The sequence below is a fragment of the Spongiibacter thalassae genome, from assembly GCF_012272835.1.
Classification (GTDB): Bacteria; Pseudomonadota; Gammaproteobacteria; order Pseudomonadales; family Spongiibacteraceae; genus Spongiibacter; species Spongiibacter thalassae.
Genome location: NZ_JAAWWK010000001.1, coordinates 213,784 through 232,582, shown reverse-complemented (window position 1 = coordinate 232,582; position 18,799 = coordinate 213,784). Strand labels below are relative to the sequence as shown.

The following is an 18,799-nucleotide window of genomic DNA, read 5'->3' as shown; positions in this document are numbered from 1 at the left end:
CTAATAAGGTATACACCATGCAAAAGCTAGGCTTACTTGACGCGATGTTCGTCCATACAGAGGCAGAAAACGCCCCCCGTCACGGCTGCGGCCTGCAGATCTTTTCTCCCCCTGCCGACGCCGGCCCCGACTTCCTGCGCAAACTCTACGACGCGATGCGCGCAATCCCCGTCAGCGAGGCACCCTGCAATTGGAAACTAAACCAGGACTCGCTGATACGAAAGCTCGCTCCCGTTTGGGAAACCCTTGATCACGTAGATTTGGATCAACACTTTTTCCGCTGGGGCTTACCCTCGCCCGGTGGCCAGAAGGAGCTTGGCGAACTTGTTTCCCATATTCACTCTCAGCCGCTCGATTTTTCCCGTCCCCTATGGGAATGCCACCTGATAGAGGGGATGGACGATGGGCGTTTTGCCATTCTGACCAAAGGCCACCATGCCATGTTCGATGGAATGCGAGGCCTACGCTGGCAAACTTGTATGCTCAGCACAGACCCGGAAAAGCGGAATATGGTGCCATTCTGGGCGGTTGGTCTACCAAAATCAGTCCACAAGGAAATCAAGGAAAGCCCTAGACTTCTGCCGGACGTGCTGCGCAAGCAAATTAAAAGCAGCTTTAGCTCAGTAAAAAGCCTGACAGCAGCAGCCCGCGAATCACTCATCGCGGCCACAGATAAAAACAGTGAATTAATCGCACCCTATACTGCACCGAAATCGCCAATGGGCGATTCTCTGACATGGCGGCGCCGCGTCGCTACACAGTCGATCAGTATAGAGCGCCTGCGCGCAGTCTCGGTGGAAGGCGCAACCATCAACGACGCCGTGCTAACCCTGATCGGCGGTGCTTTGCATCGCTTTTTGCCCGAGATCGACGCCCTGCCTGAAAAATCATTGGTCGCAGCGGTCCCGATGGCACTTAAAAGCAATGATGCCTCAATGAGCGGCGGAAATGCCTTGGCAAACCTACTGGTTCCCATTGGCAGCCATATCGAAGATCCCCTATTGAGAATGCAATACGTCATGGACTGCTGCAAAACGGCAAAGGAGCACATGCAGCAAATGTCTCCCCAGGGCATGCAGGCATGGATGGTTATGACTGGCCTTCCCGCCATGCTGGATCTGGCGTCGAAGGAAAACAGTATCGCTCGGCGCTTCAGCAATCTGCTCATTTCAAATGTACCGGGTTCAAAAGACGCGCTCTATTACAACGGCGCCAAAATGGAGTCCTGGTATATTCCATCAGTGTTAGTAGAGGGTGCTGGCGTCAATATCACGGTGAGTAGCTACAACGGCAACCTCGACTTCGCGTTTACCTCCTGCCCGGACATTCTGCCCCACATCCAGAAAGTGTCGGTATACCTCCTTGATGAGCTCGAAGCTCTGGAAAAAAAGCAACAGAAGAAGAAAGTCCCGACACGCACCAGATCAACCAAAGCGGGAAAAGCCAAGCAGTAATCGCAGCCGCTGCGGCACTCACTTCCGGAGACTCAAATTGAGCGTTCATAAAATAGTATCACTGATGAAGCAAGCGCCCGACCTCGACAGTGTGGGTCGCGCCATGGCCAACGCAACTCACTATGACGAATGGCTGGCCCTAGCTAATCGACACGACGAAATCAGTGGCCTGTACCAATGGCGGGCCGTCGAACGCACTCGTCTTTACGACTACGCCGAGATTCGGCGCAGGAAATCTCGGATCGACACCTTGCTCCACAGCGGAGATGTCAGCGCTCTCCTGCGTCACCTCAATGAAGGGGTTCACGGAAATATGGGGGGAATGGGCGATGCCCGCTTATACCACCGCAGCAAAGTCGGCACCAAGCACCTGATCGAGGAGTATATCGCCAGTCTCACAGAGGCGTTCGAGCTCATCAGCAAGGACCCGCGCCAAGGTCTGAAGCACAACGAAAAAACCGACTTTCTGCGCCGAGCCAGTCATTGCTATGGTCGCTCAGCGTTAATGTTAAGCGGCGGTGCAGGTTTAATTTACTTTCACCACGGGGTGGTCGCGGAACTGGCAGAACAAGGTTGCCTACCGAATGTAATCTCAGGTGCCAGCGCCGGATCATGGGTCAGCGTCCAGGTTGGCGCAATGACAGATGAAGAATTCGCGTCGGGCTATTTTGAGCGCAAACGTTATTCCCGACTTACAGGCAAAGAAGTCTGGCAGAGCCTCAACGACCGCAGCGGTAAAATCTCTGCCGAAATCCGAACCGAACTTATCGATAGTTTTTGCAGCAAAATGACCTTTCAAGAAGCCTACGAACACACCGGACGCTATATCAATATTTCCGTAGCACCGGTGGAGCGTCACCAAAAAGCACGACTGCTGAACGCCATCACCTCACCGGATGTGACACTTCGCTCCGCTGCTATGGCCTCTTCCGCCGTTCCCGGAATGACCAGCGCTGTACAATTGGAGTGCAAAGATGGTCACGGACGCCTCATACCCTACCTGCCATCACGCCGCTGGGTAGACGGTTCAATGATTCAGGACCTACCCGCTAAACGTCTCGCCAGACTCTATGGCGTTAACCACTATATTGTCAGCCTGATCAATCCCTTGGCTCTGCCTTTCACCGCAGAACCCGCTGTTTCACGCAGCAACCTATATAGCTCCGCACGACGATTTTTTTATAACGCTAGCCTTGAAGCGCTAAAACTCGGCCAGAATACTTTGGAAAAAACACCCCGCGCTCAACCTCTGGGGAACATACTCACCATCGGCCACCGCCTGCTGGATCAAGAGTACACTGGAGATATCAATGTCATCCTACGCCGCGAGGACTACCGACGCTCCAACATTCTGTTTATGTACAAAGGCAATGAAATCGAAAATCTTATTCTGGCAGGACGACGAGCAGTGTGGCCCCGACTCGCCCAGATTAAAAACTCCCTCAGCCCGAGTCGAAAACTGGATGAACTGATAGAAAGCACAGATCAACCAAAGGGAATTCAGTCGTCTATAATGAATTCTCCCCGATAACATGGATACCGATTTCAAATCACCATACAGCGCTCAAATTCTACCGAGATAAGCCCCCAATACCTGAGTGCAAATGGCATTCGTGATGAAATTTATAGCAGCACAGTTCAGCCATGAATTTCGAAACCGGTGTTGTTTAGCAATCCTTGATCGCTGCCAGTATCCATGAACTCGCTATAGGTCGACTGGCTACCTTTAGCGTTCTCCTCGGCAACAGATAACAAAATCCGTTACACGCTGAAAAGAAGATATTTCCCGGGACTTAATTAGGGCCGGATTTTATCCGTTCCGCCGCAAGCCACGCCATCGCCATTGTTGGCGCATTGGTATTGCTCGATACCATTGTCGGCATCACCGAGCAATCCATAACCCTGAGCCCTTGAACACCTTTGACTTTCAGGTCAGGATCGACCACCGCACCCGGACCAGTGCCCATCGCGCAGGTGCCGACAGCGTGGTACCCGGATTGGCCGAAGTTCCGATATGCGTCGAGAATCTCCTCGTCTGAATTAACGCTGGGGCCTGGGTGTATCTCCTCTTCGACAATCCGCGACAAGGAGGGCATCCGCGCGAAATCCCGTATTATCCTCAACGCATCAATACTCACTTTTTTGTCATAGTCGTGAGCCAAATAGTTAGGCTGAATTACCGGCGCAACACTGGGATCGTGACTGACAATGGCGATATTGCCCTGACTTTCTGGCCTGAGTGGATAGGAAAATATCTGGATACCCGGGCGTTTCTCAAAGGTCACCTGTTCGCCAAGAGGCAAGTCCAGCGAAAACGGCGTCATCACAATCTGCGCATCAGGACGATCTAGCTCCTTGCGGGTTTTGACGAAGGCTACCGCTTCATGGGACGTTGACGCCAGTACACCGCGCTTGCTAACAAGATAGCGCAGCGCATTCTTCACCAGATTAATACCGCCATACTGGTGATTATGGCTGAGATGCCGTGCATTCACGCGGTATTGCATGGCATGCAAAAAGTGTTCTCGCAAATTGCCACCGACACCCGGCAGGTCAGATATAACGTCAATACCCAGTGGCGAAAGTTGACTGGCATTACCAATACCGGAGCGCTGCAGCAACACAGGGCTTTCAATCGCGCCAGCACAAACAATAATCTCACGTTTTGCCGAAAAACGATTTCGCTCATTTGCTGTACGACACAAGACCTGACTCGCGCGGCGACCGTCAAACTCCACTTTTTCGGTATAGGTATCCACCAAAATTGTCAGGTTCTTTCGATGCTTTGCCGGATGCAAAAAAGCCACAGCAGCGCTTTGTCGTTTGCCCTTCCATATGGTGCGCGGGGAATACCCGATGCCTTCCTGGTCAGGTTGATTTACGTCCTCCCTGACCTTCAGCCCAAGCTCACCACCCGCCTTGATAAACGCATCGCAAGCAGGATAATGCTCCGCTGATAAAGACACTTTCAACGGTCCGTCACCACCTCGGTAGTCATTACCCCCAAGCTCGTGACTTTCTATGGCCTTGTAGGCTCGACGCATATCTTCCCAGGCCCAACCACTGCAGCCGGACGCTGCCCACCCATCGAAATCCTCTGGCTGACCGCGGGTATACATCATACCGTTGATCGAACTCGATCCGCCGAGCATTTTCCCCCGGGACCAGGCTTCCTGCCGGTGCCCATTACCCTCCTCGGGACTTACCTGGTACTTCCATGAGTGCTTCGGATCAGTGAGCAGCATGCCGAAACCCTTCGGCATATGAATGAGCGGGCTGCGATCCAGGGGGCCGGCTTCGATAAGCAGCACCGAACTTGTACCATCGGCAGACAGTCTTTCTGCAAGAACACATCCAGCGGAGCCGGCACCAATGATAATGTAGTCAAATTCTTTCATAATTTATCTTTTACGCCTGCTCATTCTACTCTGTTATTTTTTGCTCAACTCAACCGTATTTCGGTGAAAAGCACAGGGGAAGAACGCTATTGTACAGTGATATAATAATGCCACGTGGTTACTATCTCGGCAGCCCCAAAGCCCGCTCGCCAATAATATTTCGACGAATTTCCGAGGTCCCACCACCAATTGTATGAATAAAGGAATTAAGGTAATTGAACTGCATACTGCCGGGATGGCCGGGCAACAACAACGCATCACCACCCTGTAGCTCCATACCCAAACGAAAGGCCTTCTGCATGGTTTCGACAGTATACAAGGCCACCATCGTCGCCTCCGGCCCCGGCGCTCCGCGCTGTGCGGTGGAAATGGTTTTATAGCTCATGGCGCGAAGCGCAGTGACTTCCGCTTTCAGATTACCGAGCCTGGCTATCAGCTCTCCGTCGTCGATGGCTCTACCCACACTCCCGGGCAGTGCTTTATTTCGGCATAGCTCCAACAGGTGCTCGACATAATTATTAAGTTCGATCTGATCGAAGAGCAAGCCTGTTCCCCGCTCAAAGCCCAATGTTGTCATGGTGACACGCCAGCCATCATTGATATCGCCCACAACATTTTTCAGCGGAATACGGACGTTGTCGTAAAACACCTCACAAAAGTGCTCTGTACCATCCATACATTTGATCGGTCGAATATCAATGCCTGGTGACTCCATATCACAAATGACCCAGGTAATACCGTGGTGTTTCTTTGGGCCATTGCTATCGGTGCGTACCAATAACTCCTGATAACGGGCGTGTTGAGCGTAGGTGGTCCAGATCTTTTGACCATTAACGACCAAATGATCGCCGTCGATTTCCGCTCTCATACGCAAGCTGGCCAGATCGGAGCCAGCACCCGGCTCCGAGAAGCCCTGACACCAGATCGTTTCGCCACTGAGTATTCGAGGCAGATAAAATGCCTTCTGTTCGTCTGTACCAAGCGCAATCAGGGTCGGCCCGCCATGGTTTAAGGCTACGTAGTAACACCCCACCGCAGGAGCGCCCGCGCTGGCGTATTCTTCAAGCCAAATCAATTGTTGCAACAGGCTCAAGCCCCTTCCGCCAAATTCCTTTGGCCAGGCCACCCCCGCCCAGCCTGCATCGAATTGCCGACGCTGCCAGGCGCGGTCAAATTCTACCATTGCCTCGCCATGGTGAGGCCGGGGCTGCATAGGTACATTGCTGCGAAGCCAGTCGCGGGCTTCTTCGCGGAAGGCCTGTTCTTCGGCGGAAAACGAGATATCCATAATGACTTACCCTACTGATTCAAAACGCCCAACCGGCAGACCCAGAACATGGCGCTGGAGGTGCCGTGGCGGTGCGCTGACCTGCTCGAGCAAGCGAGCACGCTTCAGAAACCAATGCGCATTACATTCAGCGGTGTAACCCATCGCTCCGTGAACCTGAATATTGCGCGTGGCGTTTTCCCGAGCGGCCTCTCCCGCCAGCAGACGCGCCGCAGCCGCCTGCACCAACAGATCTGTCTCGCCACTGGATTGCGAAACAACAGCCATACGCAGCTGGCAATCTGCGGCCTCTACGCGGCAGGCCATATCGGCGCAAGCATGTTTGATCGCCTGAAACGCGCCGATGGCTTGCCCGAATTGCTCGCGAACCTTGGCATAGTCCACCGCCATATCACGTACACCTTCCGCCAATCCGGTTTCCATCGCGGCAAGCAGAACCAGCGCTCTCGCGTAAATATCAGCTTCTCCACGTGTAGCTCTGACAAAGGGGGCGACACTGCCGCTCGCCACAGACAAGCCAATGCTGTTATCGACACCAGCCACGGCTACCTGTTTTAACTGCGAGGCCGATAGCATCACTGCGGCCTCTGTATCCCACAGCAGGACATACTCGGCATTCTCGGGATCGATCAACAGCAACTCAACGTCCAGAAGATCCTCGAGTAGAGAAACCGGCTTGCGGGGAACCGCCAGAGCAACCGTCGTCTCTCCTGCAACAATGCCCGCGACTGCCTCAGGTGCGTTTACCGCAGCAACATGTGCTCCCAGTATTGCGGCCAACAGCGAAGGCGACAAAAGATGACGCTGGGAGGCCCTGCACAACAGCATCTCCTCGGCTAAACCGTAGCCAACCCCACCAACCCCATCGTCAAGACCCAGACCCAACCAGCCCAGTTCGGCTATCTGCTGCCACTGGTTTGGCGCCATTGTCGCGCTGCCCCCATGCAGGCGATCAAGCGGGTATTCTTGAAGCAGCACATCGCCGATGGCATCAGCTATCATTTGCTGCTCGTCGCTTAACAGTAGATTCACATTGCTACCTCGTTGCCTTCGTTTGGAAACACCCGCTTACCAGCCAGCCAAATCGGCGGCGCGATCGAAATGAACCGCAGGTTGCCCCATGAAGGCAAAATTAAACATCGCGCGTTTCACATAGATTTGCACGTCGCACTCCCAGGTGTAACCAATTCCACCGTGGGCTTCGACAGTATCCCGTGCCGTCTGCAAATAGCGATCACAGAGGTGGGCTTTCGCCAGCGCCGCTGCATGTTCTGCCTTGCCGGCAATGTGGTCAAAAGCATGAGCCGCAAACCAATACAGTCCGCGACTAGGTTCGACCTCTACAGCGGTATTGACCAATTGGTGTTTAAGACCCTGAAAGCGACCGATAGGCTGACCGAACTGCTCGCGTATCGTGGCGTAACTCACTGCACTCTCTACCGCGCGACTGGCACCGCCAAAACTGTCTGCAGCCAACAACACCAGAGCGGCGTCCCGCACCTTTTCTGCTAACCCCTCGGCGCCCGGCAAAGGGTCAGCGACCACTTGGTCAAACACAAACTCCGCCACCGGACGGGTCCGATCGATGCCATCCTGAGCACAGCGGCTTAGCCCTTCGGCACTGGCATCAACCAGAGCAAAGCCCCCCCCGCTGAGCCCGACCAATATGAGGTTGGCCTGCATACCGTGGGGAACAAAGCGTTTACGCCCGGAAAGCCTCGTCGAGGAAGACAAGCGCCACTGCTCGGGCAGCCAGGTTTGGCCGCCTTCATCAAAGGCGACCGTCGCGACCACTTCACCAGCCGCCAGCTTAGGCAACCAATTGGCTTTTTGATCGTCGCTACCGCCATGCATAATGGCCAGTGTAACCAGGGCATGGCCGAGCAAGGGTACAGGCGCAGCATTGGCGCCGAGCACTTCGCTAATCAGTGCCAAATCGATCATTTCCATACCGAGGCCACCGAATGCTTCGGGAACGATCAGCGCCCCGACACCCAGCTCGATCAGCCCTTGCCAGATCGATGGTTCATAAGGCTCTTCGCGATCATAAATCTCGTGCAGTGTTGTGGACGGACAGGATTTAGACAGAAACCCCGCTATTGCACGCTGGATTTCGACCTGTTCTTGAGACAATAGAAAATTCATGGCTGACACTTACTCCCGCGGTAAACCTAGTCCGCGCTCGGCAATCACGTTGCGCTGAATATTGGACGTACCACCCGCAATGGCAATCCCCAAAGAGCCAATAAACTGGTTGATCCACTTTTCGTTTCCATCTTCTTTCTTTCGATCCTGTGGCGGAGACAACATCAAGTCATCTCCGATCAGATCGCGGGCAAGACGAGCCACATCGTGGCCAATATTGGTGGAAATCAACTTATTCATACTCGTCACGAGACCGGGGTCCTGCTGGTTGACCGACATCGACAACTGTCGGTAGCTCGAGTAAAGGTGTGACGAGACATATCCATCGAGAACAGCAAGACGGCGACGGATTGTCGGATCGACTATCGCTGGCTCGCCATTTATTTCAACGGATTTCGCCAGCGCGACCAACTTTTCAAATAGCGACACCGAACCGCTGGCACCACCCAAGGCGCTGCGTTCGTGTGACAGCGTTGCCTTCGACACCGCCCAACCTTCGCCGGGCTTGCCCACTATCCAGTCTTCCGGCGTTTCTGCGTTATCGAAAAAGACTTCACAAAACTCTTCGCCACCGGTGATCTGTTTGAGCGGGCGTATCGTCACACCCGGTTGCTTGAGATCAACCAAAATATACGACAGCCCGGCGTGCCTGGGCTCAGCATTGGGCTCGCTGCGCACCATCACGAACATGAAACGTGCATACTGCGCGAGAGTGCTCCAGATTTTCTGACCATTGATAAGCCACTTGCCATCTTTCAATTCGGCTCGGGTTTTAACCGATGCCAGGTCACTACCGGCATTGGGTTCACTGTAACCCTGGGCCCAGAGGTATTCACCACTCAGGGTTTTGGGAATAAAGTACTCTTTCTGCCAGTCGCTTCCACACTGCAACAGGGTGGGCACAAGCATGGCTGTGCCTACACCCGGCAACTCTACAGGTGCCCGCACGCGGCCGAACTCTTCGCGAATGATCTGCCCTTTAAGTACATCAGCAGGCTGCTCGGAGCCACCGAATTGTCTGGGTACAGAGCGATACAGATAACCGACCTCAACCGCTCGCTGGCGGAACAGGGCCTGCTGCTGATGGCGCCTTAACTTTGCCTCCTCGCCTTTCAGAGGCCAATTATTTTCCAGGAAGGCCTTCACTTCCTCCCTAAACGCTTCGTACTCCGCGCTGTACTTCAAGTCCATGGTGGAATTCCTATCTCGATCGAACCACTGCCGGCATTATTGTTTCCACGTACAGACAGAGGCAGACCACAGCCTACCTCTGTCACCTTGCTTATTTTGCCGATAGCTCGCGATGACGACTTATCATTTCGACGGCACGGCGCTGCAAGTCCCGAGGTGGTTCAGGCAACACAACTACACCATTTTTCTTGCTCGGCAGCACTACGGTTGCATCACAGCGCACCGTTTCTTCACCACGCTGATTGATCATTTTCAACTCAACGTCGACCAGACACTGACCACCCTCTTCGCGTTTTCCGGTAACCTCACCAGTAATAAACTGGGTATCACCCATAAGGTTGAACTTGCGTATCTCGTCATAAAAACGCGATACCCATCCATTGTCACCCACCCACTCGAGGAGGTAGTGATACAGGTAATGCTCGCGCATAACCCCGTAGTCATAGGCGCGGGGGTTACCAATGGCCTTGGCCCACTCGCTATCCCAGTGCAATCGTTGAGCAACATCGGGCACGCCCATCTCATTTTTCACATAGAAGGGAGCGATGCGTTTACGATTTTTGTGCCACAAACGACCTGTACGAAGGCCGTAGGGAACCCAACCATAGCCACCCGCATGGAAGTTCACTACATCGGTAACCGTCAGCGGCCCGCGTACTGAATCAGGTAGGGCGCTGCCAACCTCAAGATCCTCGAAGAATAATTTATCAGCTCCACGCGGATTATCGTTGGCGTATAGCTCATCGATCTTCGCGATATCCTCATCGCTGTAATTGGCTGGCTCGATGGACAGGTTCTTGCCTTTTTCCCGCGCCTTCTTACGCTCTGTCAGAATCAAGCGATAGGTGTAAATTGCGACAATTTCACCGCGCTGATTCATTTTTACTGAACGGTTGAAGCGAGTCACCTTGGTTCCCGCAAACTCCGAAGGCGTCACCTCTATGTCGCTTTCTCCTGCGAAGCTGTACACCGTATCTCCGGGATACAGGGGCTTGAAGAACTCCCATTCGCCACCGGAAATAAATGCGTGAATTCCGCGAAAAATGCCCTTGGTTGCTTCCTTCAGCGCTGGATCCATTTTGTCCCCGAGCATCGGAGCGTTAACGAAACCGGATATCATCGGCGGCGCAAATACCGAGCCCCACCGGGTTGATGCGGCATAGTCCGGATCTACAAATAGCGGATTATCGCTACCGCAGGCCTGGGCGTAAGTGCGAACATTGTCTTCACTAATAGTCTGGATTTGTTCTTTGTCGCGACAGGCGATATCGACGCCAATTAGCAGTTTGGCTTTTTCAATATCTTCATCCTTCAGCTCGTAGCTGGTCGCCTTTTCAAATTCCTCGCTAATCTTATTGTCTTCAGCCACGTGTTTTACTCCTTGGAAGTTTACTGGTGATTGTTAAATAATGCTTTTACGCCAGGCTGGCTTATTTTCATGGACGGTGTCCGGGGTAACTCATCGACTACCAGAATTCTCGCTGGCACCTGGTAGGCAACCATTCGCTGTTTAAGAAAATCCCGAACGTCACTTTCATCGGGCTTTCTGGCGTCAGACTCCAGCTCAAGCGCCGCTACCGGCAACTGCCCCAGGCGCTCATCGGGTAGGCCCACAACCGCGGCATCCAGCACGCCGGGATATTGCTTCAGCTCGGTGACGACGGTCTGGGGCGAAATCTTGAATCCACCGCGTATAATGACGTCGTCGGCGCGCCCCAAAATGTAGAGAAAGCCATCCTCGTCTATTTTTGCCAGGTCTGTTGTACGCACCCAGTCACCATCGCCTATTTGCTTGCCTTGTACCTCAAGGAGGCCTTTCTCCCCCGAGCTCAGGACACTCCCGCTGTCTTCATCAACAATCCGCAAAGAGATACCGGGGTTCGCTCGCCCTACCGAGCCCCGCTTGCGATCGCCAAATACTTGATAGTCAGGCCAAGTCCACCCGGCAACGCCACCACCAAATTCAGTCGCGCCGTAGGAGTCCAGAATGGGAATGCCATAGCGCTCCTTGAAGGCGTCGGCAAAATCAGGCGACAGCGGCGCCGACCCGGCACGAATCGCAATCAAGCTGGAGAGGTCCTCCACCGGCACGCCTGCATCGTAGATCATGCGAATGGCGGCGGGTGCCAGCGACACGAGCTTGGGCCTGTGCTGAATAATCGCGGCATGCCAGTCCTGCACATTGAATTTGTCGAACATGACAATTCCACGCCCTACCACCAGATTCATAAAGGCGGTAAAGATGCCGCCAATATGCACCAATGGCTGCGTGCTGAATGCCAGCGACCGTTTCAGAGAAAGCTCACCGGCATTGCCGGCCTCGTAAAATGTCGCACCCAGGATTGCGTGCTCGAAGTTTTTGAATTTCAGGGCGATGCGCTTCGCAGGACCAGTAGTGCCACTCGACAACATCAACATTGCAGTGTCTGGCAGTGACTGGTGAAAGACGTTATTCGGGGCCGTCACCTTTTCGGCTACGCTTTCAGCCAATGCCGAACCACGGGTAACGATCAGCTGACAACCGATCTCCCGAACTACCGACAGCAATAGCGGATTTTCCGCCCAGACCTCGTCAACGACCACAGAGGGGAGCTGTAGCCTGCGCAACTCCATAGCCAACGCTTCGGCAGATTGATGCGGGTTAATGGTCACCATGCAGCGACCACTGAGGATCACGCCCATGACGGCAGCCAGCATTTGTGGTGAGTTACTCACCACTACGCCCACCGCAGCACCATCTCCCAGTTCCGCTCGATCAAGGCATGTGCTCACGCAGGACATTGCGTTGCCAATGTCACCCCAGCTAAAGCCTTTGCCACGATATTCCACAGCGGCTCGGCTGGGATCAAGGGTCAATACTCGCTCTATCTGAGCGGCGAGCTCACTTTTAATCAAAACATTCTCCCAAGGCCAGCAAGCAGCCTTTACATCGGTTGACGCCGCAATGGATTAATTGTATTACTAAGTTATCTCTTAATCAACAATAGATATATTGATACACAGCATTAAGCCCAGAGGGGGCGTCACAGCCTTCTGTTTCGTTATGCACTTTTTGGATTTCGGCTGGGGGAGGGAACCAACGAGAGAAAGTCTCACAAACGCGACTCTGTTCAATTGCGTTCGTGTATTTGCAGTACCGCAGCATCAGCCCAACAGCGGCAAACGCCTGACAACAATAATTGAATGACCATAACAACTGGAACGACGCAATAAAGGAGACAATAAGCCATGCAGCAATCTCTTCCGAACACACTGGATGACATCAATACCGAGTGGCTATCACAGGCCCTGCAGAATGATTTCCCCGGCGTAAATGTTCGCTCTCGCACTGTAGATCAGATTATTCAGGGCACTTCCACCAAGGCGAAATTGACGCTGGATTACCACGACCAGCAGGGCAATGCGCCGAGAAGCCTTTGGGTCAAAGGCAATTTCACCAACGACCGCCAGTATATGGCCGATCTCGGCATCTACACCGACGAGGTGCGCTTTTACCGCGACCTTCAACCGGAATTAAATATTAACTCCCCTGTTTGCTACTACGCGCAATTGGACAGCAAGTCACAGGGCATTTTGTTGCTGGAAGACTTGCTGGCCAAAAAGGTGGAATTTGGTTGCGGCGCCTATGACGTCAGCCAGCGCTCTGCGCAACAGATAGCAGAACAACTCGCAGCACTTCATGCCCGCTGGTGGCAGCATCCAACACTGGACACCGAGTTTGCCTGGGCGGATGACCCGCTATCGGATGGGCCACGGGGAAGCTACTACCACGCCATGCGCCAGCCGGAGACCTGGTCGCAGCGCTGTATGCAGCCCCATGCCCTGGCACTGCCGAGACGACTGCTGGATATTCGCAATATCGCCCCGGCAATGGAGCAACTGATGCAGCTCCATTATCAGGAACCTCGTTGCCTGCTCCATGGCGATCCCCATATCGGCAACATCTACTTCGAGCCCGACGGCACACCGGGCCTTTACGACTGGCAATGTGTTCGTCGTGGGCACTGGAGCCATGATCTGAACTATGCGCTGGTGTCGTCCCTCGACATTGCTGATCGAAGGGAGTGGGAGCAAGACCTCCTGCGCCACTATTTGGCTAGCCTTGAAAAAGAGTTTTCGCTTCTGGAAAAAAAGTGCGCGACACCCTCCTTTGAAGAAGCCTGGACGGCCTACCGAAAGCAGAATCTGTACGGTCTGTTTTTCTGGATCACCAATACCGAAGACCTGCAACCTTTCAGCAATAACGCACCATTGGCCAATCGTTTTGCGATAGCAGCCCTTGACCACAACACTTTGGAATTATTGCGATGAGCCGACCTGACCTTCCTATGCCCTTGAACCTGAAAGGACTGAATGCCGAGTGGATAGGCAATGCCCTATCGATACGCTTCCCCGGTGTTACGGTCACTGACAGTCGAATCATTGACGTTATTCCCGGTACGACCACCAAAGTTCGCGTCGCTGTAAAATATAATCAGGCGGGGCTCGATATGGGGCTTCCGGGCCGACTCATCGTCAAAGGCGGATTCGAAGCCCATAGCGAAGCCATGTCCAGTGCGTATGTCGCGGAAAATCGCTTTTATGCTCTGGTTCAGCAGCATGTGGATTTACGCTCACCCTCCTGCTACTACGCGGACTCCGATCCGGATTCCTGGCAGAGCATTATCATCATGGAGGATCTCGTGGCCCGCGGCGTGACCTTCTGCCACCCGCTGCAAACTCATAGCTTTCAGCAAGTGGCAGACCGTTTGCGGGCCATGGCTCGCTACCACGGGCAAAGCTGGAACTCCCCTGAATTCCAACCCGGCGGGGTTTTGGGAAATATCGACATTCCCTTTACTGATAGCGTGATGGATTATATCGATTTCTACCTTTCAGCCGAGCAATGGAATCGACTGCTGGCCTTACCACGGGGCGCCGCTGTGCCGCGGGCCTTTCACGACAGGGAATGGCTGCGGGAAAAACTATTGGCACTCAAAAAATACCATGAAGGGCAACCTCGCAGTATTCTTCACGGCGACACTCATCTGGGGAATCTCTATATCGACGCAGACGGTACTCCTGGATTTTTCGACCCCCAGGTACGGCAGGGCCCCTGGCACTATGAAGTGTGTTACCACTTGATAGCGGCTTTAGACGTATGCGATAGACGTCGCTGGGACCGCCCATTGCTGGAAGTTTATCTGAACGCTCTACAGCAGCAAGGCATCAGCACACCGGACTTTGACCAGGCGTGGGACGCGCTTCGTCGGGAAGTTGTGTGGGGGCTCTTTATTTTTCTGATTAATGAACCCACCTTCCAGACCGAAGCGGTAAACACTGCCTACGCCGTGCGCTATGCCATGGCTGGCCTGGACTGGGGCATCGTGTAGGGCGAGACGTGATTTACGTCTATGTAACCCGGCCAACAATACCCCAAAAGGAGTGCCGGGTTTAAATCGATAAATTCAGGAATCAGGAATCAGGAATCAGGAATCAGCAACACCTTGCCATTGAGTCCGCCACGCTTGACCATGTCTTGCGCCTCGGCCGCGTCGCGCAAAGGAAGACGCGCCGCAACGGGAAAAGTCAGCCGCTTACCCACCATCCACCCCATAATTTGTTCAAGGTCAGCGGCACTTGGCACAAAGAATGTCTGACTCACTTCCACCCCGATGGGGGGCGCAGCGCTGATGGGACTGGTCGCGACCGTAGATAAACAACCACCGGGCTTGATTTTGGACATCAGACTGTCGGCCAGAGCGCCGCCGACGGTATCAGCGATTCCGTTCACCGGCTCCAGCGCAGCATATGAAGAAGGGTCATCGACGGCGAAGATTTCATTAGCGCCAATAGCCGCCGCGCGTTCGCGGTACTTATCGCGCACCGCCGCAATCACAAATGCTCCAGCCTCCTTTGCTGCGACAACCGTTGCAAGCCCCACGGCGCCCGTCGCGCCGGTAATAAGTATTCGCTGCCCGGACTTTACTCCCAACCCGTCCCTGACGAGCTGCACCCCCGTAAGACCTGCCGTCGGAATAGCGGCCACGTCTATCAAATTCAGAGCGTCGGGTACGACGGCGAAATAATCAGCATTTGCCGTGACATATTCTGCGTAAGTGCCTTCATCCATAGGGGTCAGTGCTGCAACGACTCGATCGCCTGCCTGAAGCCGAGTCACCCCGGAGCCGACCTCAACCACCTCACCGGACACATCCAGCCCGGGACAGAAAGGCAATGATTTGGGCAAAACGTCTTTCAAAAACCCTTCGCAGATCTTCCAGTCAGCAGGGTTAACCGATGCTGAAACCACTCGAATGCTAACCTCCCCGGCCTTGGGCGGCCTGCGCTCTGCATTGCGTAATTTGAGGTCGGCGGGGCTGTTATAGTTATCCAGCATGATGCGCTTCATTGCAGACTTCTCCTATCAACGCCGTTGACCGGCGGCCTTACCATTTGCCTTTACGGTGCCGTTTGGCGCAATAGCAGTGTGTTAACGCGAGCAAGCTGGCCACGCAAACCTGGAGCAACCACTGACTACTTCGGCGAGACCTGCACCACCAAGGTCGTGACTTAAATAGAATACTTAGTTATAGTTTAACGTATTGGTTTGCAGAATATAACAGCCACTCATAATTGCCAGAGAAAATGATGGCGGTGGCCGCTGAATGGATGACCGAGTACCGGGAAAGCCTGTACCACTCAACCCGGGAGTACAGGCGGCTTTCGGGGAAACTCCCCTACTCCGCCATTCACACCGCCCTCCAATTAGCTGTTTCACATTATTTCAATAAGAGGCCGAACAAGTGAAAGATACCTCGCTCCCCCTTGAGGGCATACGAATTCTGGACTTTTGCGACCAGCGCGGTCAGGGCTGCGGCCGACTGCTGGCCGACCTGGGTGCGGAGGTCATCCTGGTCGAGCCCCCGGCGGGAATGGCCTCACGGGCCAAGCCGCCACTTTATGATGGCGCCAGCCTGCACTTTATTGCCCACAATCTGAACAAGCTCAGCCTGACCCTCGATCTTGCCAGTCAGGCCGGCAGAGAAGAGTTGCTCACACTATTGCCTTCGGTAGATATCTTACTGGATGGCAGTGCACCCAATTACTTATCCAGTCTCGGACTCGACGTAGCAACCCTGAGGCAGGCGCATCCAGAGCTTTTATACTTGAGCATTACCGACTTTGGCTTGGCGGGGCCACGGCGAAGCTACGTTGCTACGGAATCGGTGCACATGGCTCTGGGCACTATGCTGTCTCGCTCGGGCCGCGCCGGTCGGGAGCCCTTGTTACCCCCCGGCGACATGGCACTGGAAACAGCATCAGTGCAGGCTGCCTGGGTGGCCTTGCTAGCCTACTGGCAGCGGCAGTTCGTTGGTAGGGGCGATTTACTGGATTTCTCCATCAATGACGCGGTCGCTCAATTACTCGACCCGGGAGTTGGCGCGACCGGCAGCGCCTCCGCCGGACGCACTGCGGTGGAGGCAGCCCCTCATAGCCGTCCCCTCGTCGAGTTTACGCCAGGCGAACTCCCTTCCGTCGCACTGATGTACCCGGTATTTCAATGTGCTGATGGCGCCGTCCGCTTGTGCGTACTCAACCCCAGGCAATGGCATGCGATGTCGGAATGGCTCGGACCAGACCACCCATTCAAGCATAAAAAGTATGATGGCACCGCCGGGCGACTAATGAAGATCGACAAGATCAACGCCCTTATTGCAGAGCTTTTTAAACACCAGACCCGCGCACAACTTGTCGATGAGGGGCGAAAAAGAGGGATTCCCATCGCGTCGTTGGCACTGCCTCACGAGCTCTTCAACGACTCGCATTTTGCAGCGCGAGAGCTGTTTACCGAGGTGGACGCAGGCACAAAAAAGGGCCTCATGCCTTCGGGTTACCTGCGCATGGATGGACGGCGCATCGGCGCAAGAACGCCGTGCCCAACCGTCGGTCAACATACGGAAGTGTTAAGCAATAAACCTGCGCAACCACTCGAACCGACGCCGGAAAAGCAAAGTATAGGGCGACGTCCGCTGGAGGGAATCCGCGTGCTCGACCTCGGGGTTATTGTCGCCGGTGGCGAACTCGGGCGACTCTTTGCCGACCAGGGCGCCGACGTCATCAAACTCGAAAATAGAGCCTTCGGCGACGGCCTGCGGCAATCATTTGATGGTAACCCGGTATCCATTCCTTTCGCGCAAGCATCCAGGGGCAAGCGTTCACTGGGGCTGAACTTACGCTCGGACGAGGGCAAGCATTTATTCAATGAACTGGTAAAAAAAACCGATATTGTCCTGACAAATTTCAAGCCTGGAACCACAGAATCGCTGGGTATTGACTATGAAACGCTGAAGCACATTAACCCGGGCATCATATGCGCCGAGAGCAGCGCGATGGGCAGCGTCGGGCCAAATGCAAAAACGATGGGCTACGGCCCACTGGTCAGAGCCAGCACCTCGTTGACGGGGCTGTGGCGCTACCCCGATCAAGCAGATGGATACGGCGACGGGGTGACGATCTACCCCGACCACTTCGTCGCCAGAGTCAGCGCCGTGGCGATACTGGCAAAACTCATTGAACGCCGACGAACCGGCAAGGGCGGATTTATTGATCTCTCTCAGGCTGAATGCATTATGAATGTGTTGGCCACTGAGTTTTTAAGGGAATCACTCCAACCCGGTTCGATGGTTGCCAAAGGCAATAGCGATGAATTTGATGCACCTAATTCAATATTCCCCTGCTGGGGACATGACGAGTGGTGTGCAATAAGTGTGACCAATGACCAGCAATGGCAAGCGCTGTGTAAGGTGATGGACAGACCTGACCTGAGTAGCAATCACGACTACAGCACCTGCGATGGACGGCTCGCCCGGCGCGAAGAGCTGGAGGCAGAAGTACGCCGATGGTGTCAGGACAGAACCCCTCAAGAGGTGATGGAGCAATGTCAGTCTGTCGGCGTACCTGCTGGCAAGATGCTCCGCCTGTCGGAGTTTATCGTTGACGAGCACTTCCAGGCCCGAAAATTTTTCCGGGTGCTTCAACAGCCGACAGCTGGCCGGCCACTGGAAACTGAAAACGGCCCCGTTGGGCATTCAGAAACGCTACCGGAGCCAGATATTCGGCGCGCACCGGCCCGCGCCGAGCACACTCGCGCGGTTGCTCGGGAAGTCCTGCAATTAAGCGACGACGAGATTGATGAACTCATCGCCAAAGGAGTGCTGGAACAAGGAAATTCCGCCGAAAAAGGTGCGAAATCCCAAAAGTTCAAAACTTTCGCAGCCCGGGCAGGCGCCAGCCTGGTGGTGAAGATCAACGCGCTTCGAGGTTAATGAATCGCCTTGAAT

The 18,799-nt window shown here is 54.3% G+C and carries 13 protein-coding genes; 5 read left to right on the top strand and 8 right to left on the bottom strand.

Translation table 11 applies throughout. The annotated features are described in order from the left end of the window. Positions 1-17 precede the first annotated feature (17 nt). Both HCU74_RS00960 and HCU74_RS00955 read left to right on the top strand, forming a co-directional pair. Positions 18-1,454, top strand: coding sequence for a wax ester/triacylglycerol synthase family O-acyltransferase (locus HCU74_RS00960; protein ID WP_168448525.1), 1,437 nt, complete (start codon positions 18-20; stop codon positions 1,452-1,454). 37 nt (positions 1,455-1,491) lie between these two features. Then, positions 1,492-2,985 carry a DUF3336 domain-containing protein gene (locus tag HCU74_RS00955; RefSeq protein WP_168448524.1) on the top strand — a complete coding sequence of 498 codons (1,494 nt, stop codon included), beginning with the start codon at positions 1,492-1,494 and terminating at the stop codon, positions 2,983-2,985. 262 nt (positions 2,986-3,247) lie between these two features. Here HCU74_RS00955 and HCU74_RS00950 read toward each other — a convergent pair whose 3' ends face one another. The 7 genes from HCU74_RS00950 to HCU74_RS00920 all read right to left on the bottom strand — a co-directional run bounded on the left by HCU74_RS00950 (position 3,248) and on the right by HCU74_RS00920 (position 12,371). Next, the gene (locus tag HCU74_RS00950) at positions 3,248-4,852 is read right to left on the bottom strand and encodes a GMC family oxidoreductase (RefSeq protein ID WP_168448523.1); all 1,605 of its coding nucleotides are present in this window, start codon (positions 4,850-4,852) and stop codon (positions 3,248-3,250) included. Positions 4,853-4,973: 121 nt separating this feature from the next. Beyond that, positions 4,974-6,140: an acyl-CoA dehydrogenase family protein gene (locus HCU74_RS00945; RefSeq protein ID WP_168448522.1), complete on the bottom strand. Its 1,167-nt coding sequence runs from the start codon at positions 6,138-6,140 to the stop codon at positions 4,974-4,976. 6 nt (positions 6,141-6,146) lie between these two features. Further along, the gene (locus HCU74_RS00940) at positions 6,147-7,172 is read right to left on the bottom strand and encodes an acyl-CoA dehydrogenase family protein (RefSeq protein WP_168448521.1); all 1,026 of its coding nucleotides are present in this window, start codon (positions 7,170-7,172) and stop codon (positions 6,147-6,149) included. 36 nt (positions 7,173-7,208) lie between these two features. Next, a complete protein-coding gene (locus HCU74_RS00935) occupies positions 7,209-8,285 on the bottom strand; it encodes an acyl-CoA dehydrogenase family protein (protein ID WP_168448520.1) in 1,077 nt (358 codons plus the stop codon). A gap of 9 nt (positions 8,286-8,294) precedes the next feature. Further along, positions 8,295-9,476 carry an acyl-CoA dehydrogenase family protein gene (locus tag HCU74_RS00930; RefSeq protein WP_168448519.1) on the bottom strand — a complete coding sequence of 394 codons (1,182 nt, stop codon included), beginning with the start codon at positions 9,474-9,476 and terminating at the stop codon, positions 8,295-8,297. A gap of 91 nt (positions 9,477-9,567) precedes the next feature. Continuing rightward, a complete protein-coding gene (locus HCU74_RS00925) occupies positions 9,568-10,845 on the bottom strand; it encodes an FAS1-like dehydratase domain-containing protein (protein ID WP_168448518.1) in 1,278 nt (425 codons plus the stop codon). 20 nt (positions 10,846-10,865) lie between these two features. After that, complete coding sequence (locus HCU74_RS00920) at positions 10,866-12,371, bottom strand: class I adenylate-forming enzyme family protein (protein WP_168448517.1); 1,506 nt, start codon at positions 12,369-12,371, stop codon at positions 10,866-10,868. A 333-nt stretch (positions 12,372-12,704) separates the two neighbouring features. Between HCU74_RS00920 and HCU74_RS00915 the strand changes: the two genes are divergently transcribed. Together HCU74_RS00915 and HCU74_RS00910 are read left to right on the top strand one after the other, a co-directional pair. Beyond that, positions 12,705-13,787: a phosphotransferase gene (locus tag HCU74_RS00915; protein WP_168448516.1), complete on the top strand. Its 1,083-nt coding sequence runs from the start codon at positions 12,705-12,707 to the stop codon at positions 13,785-13,787. Next, positions 13,784-14,848 (top strand): phosphotransferase, encoded by a 1,065-nt coding sequence (locus HCU74_RS00910; RefSeq protein WP_168448515.1) that lies wholly within the window; start codon positions 13,784-13,786, stop codon positions 14,846-14,848. Before HCU74_RS00915 ends, HCU74_RS00910 begins: the two co-directional genes overlap by 4 nt. A gap of 89 nt (positions 14,849-14,937) precedes the next feature. On the opposite strand, the gene HCU74_RS00905 is transcribed toward HCU74_RS00910, so the two are convergent. Next, entirely contained in the window at positions 14,938-15,867 is a 930-nt protein-coding gene (locus tag HCU74_RS00905; protein ID WP_168448514.1) for an NADP-dependent oxidoreductase, read from the bottom strand. A gap of 394 nt (positions 15,868-16,261) precedes the next feature. Between HCU74_RS00905 and HCU74_RS20240 the strand changes: the two genes are divergently transcribed. Beyond that, entirely contained in the window at positions 16,262-18,784 is a 2,523-nt protein-coding gene (locus HCU74_RS20240; RefSeq protein WP_168448513.1) for a CoA transferase, read from the top strand. Positions 18,785-18,799 lie beyond the last annotated feature (15 nt).

Bases quoted from the DNA above. Each gene is read 5' to 3' on its own strand.
- HCU74_RS00945 (WP_168448522.1), bottom strand. From the start codon at position 6,140: ATGGATATCTCGTTTTCCGCCGAAGAACAGGCCTTCCGCGAAGAAGCC.
- HCU74_RS00935 (WP_168448520.1), bottom strand. From the start codon at position 8,285: ATGAATTTTCTATTGTCTCAAGAACAGGTCGAAATCCAGCGTGCAATA.
- HCU74_RS00915 (WP_168448516.1), top strand. From the start codon at position 12,705: ATGCAGCAATCTCTTCCGAACACACTGGATGACATCAATACCGAGTGG.
- HCU74_RS00905 (WP_168448514.1), bottom strand. From the start codon at position 15,867: ATGAAGCGCATCATGCTGGATAACTATAACAGCCCCGCCGACCTCAAA.
- HCU74_RS00910 (WP_168448515.1), top strand. From the start codon at position 13,784: ATGAGCCGACCTGACCTTCCTATGCCCTTGAACCTGAAAGGACTGAAT.
- HCU74_RS00960 (WP_168448525.1), top strand. From the start codon at position 18: ATGCAAAAGCTAGGCTTACTTGACGCGATGTTCGTCCATACAGAGGCA.
- HCU74_RS00950 (WP_168448523.1), bottom strand. From the start codon at position 4,852: ATGAAAGAATTTGACTACATTATCATTGGTGCCGGCTCCGCTGGATGT.
- HCU74_RS00930 (WP_168448519.1), bottom strand. From the start codon at position 9,476: ATGGACTTGAAGTACAGCGCGGAGTACGAAGCGTTTAGGGAGGAAGTG.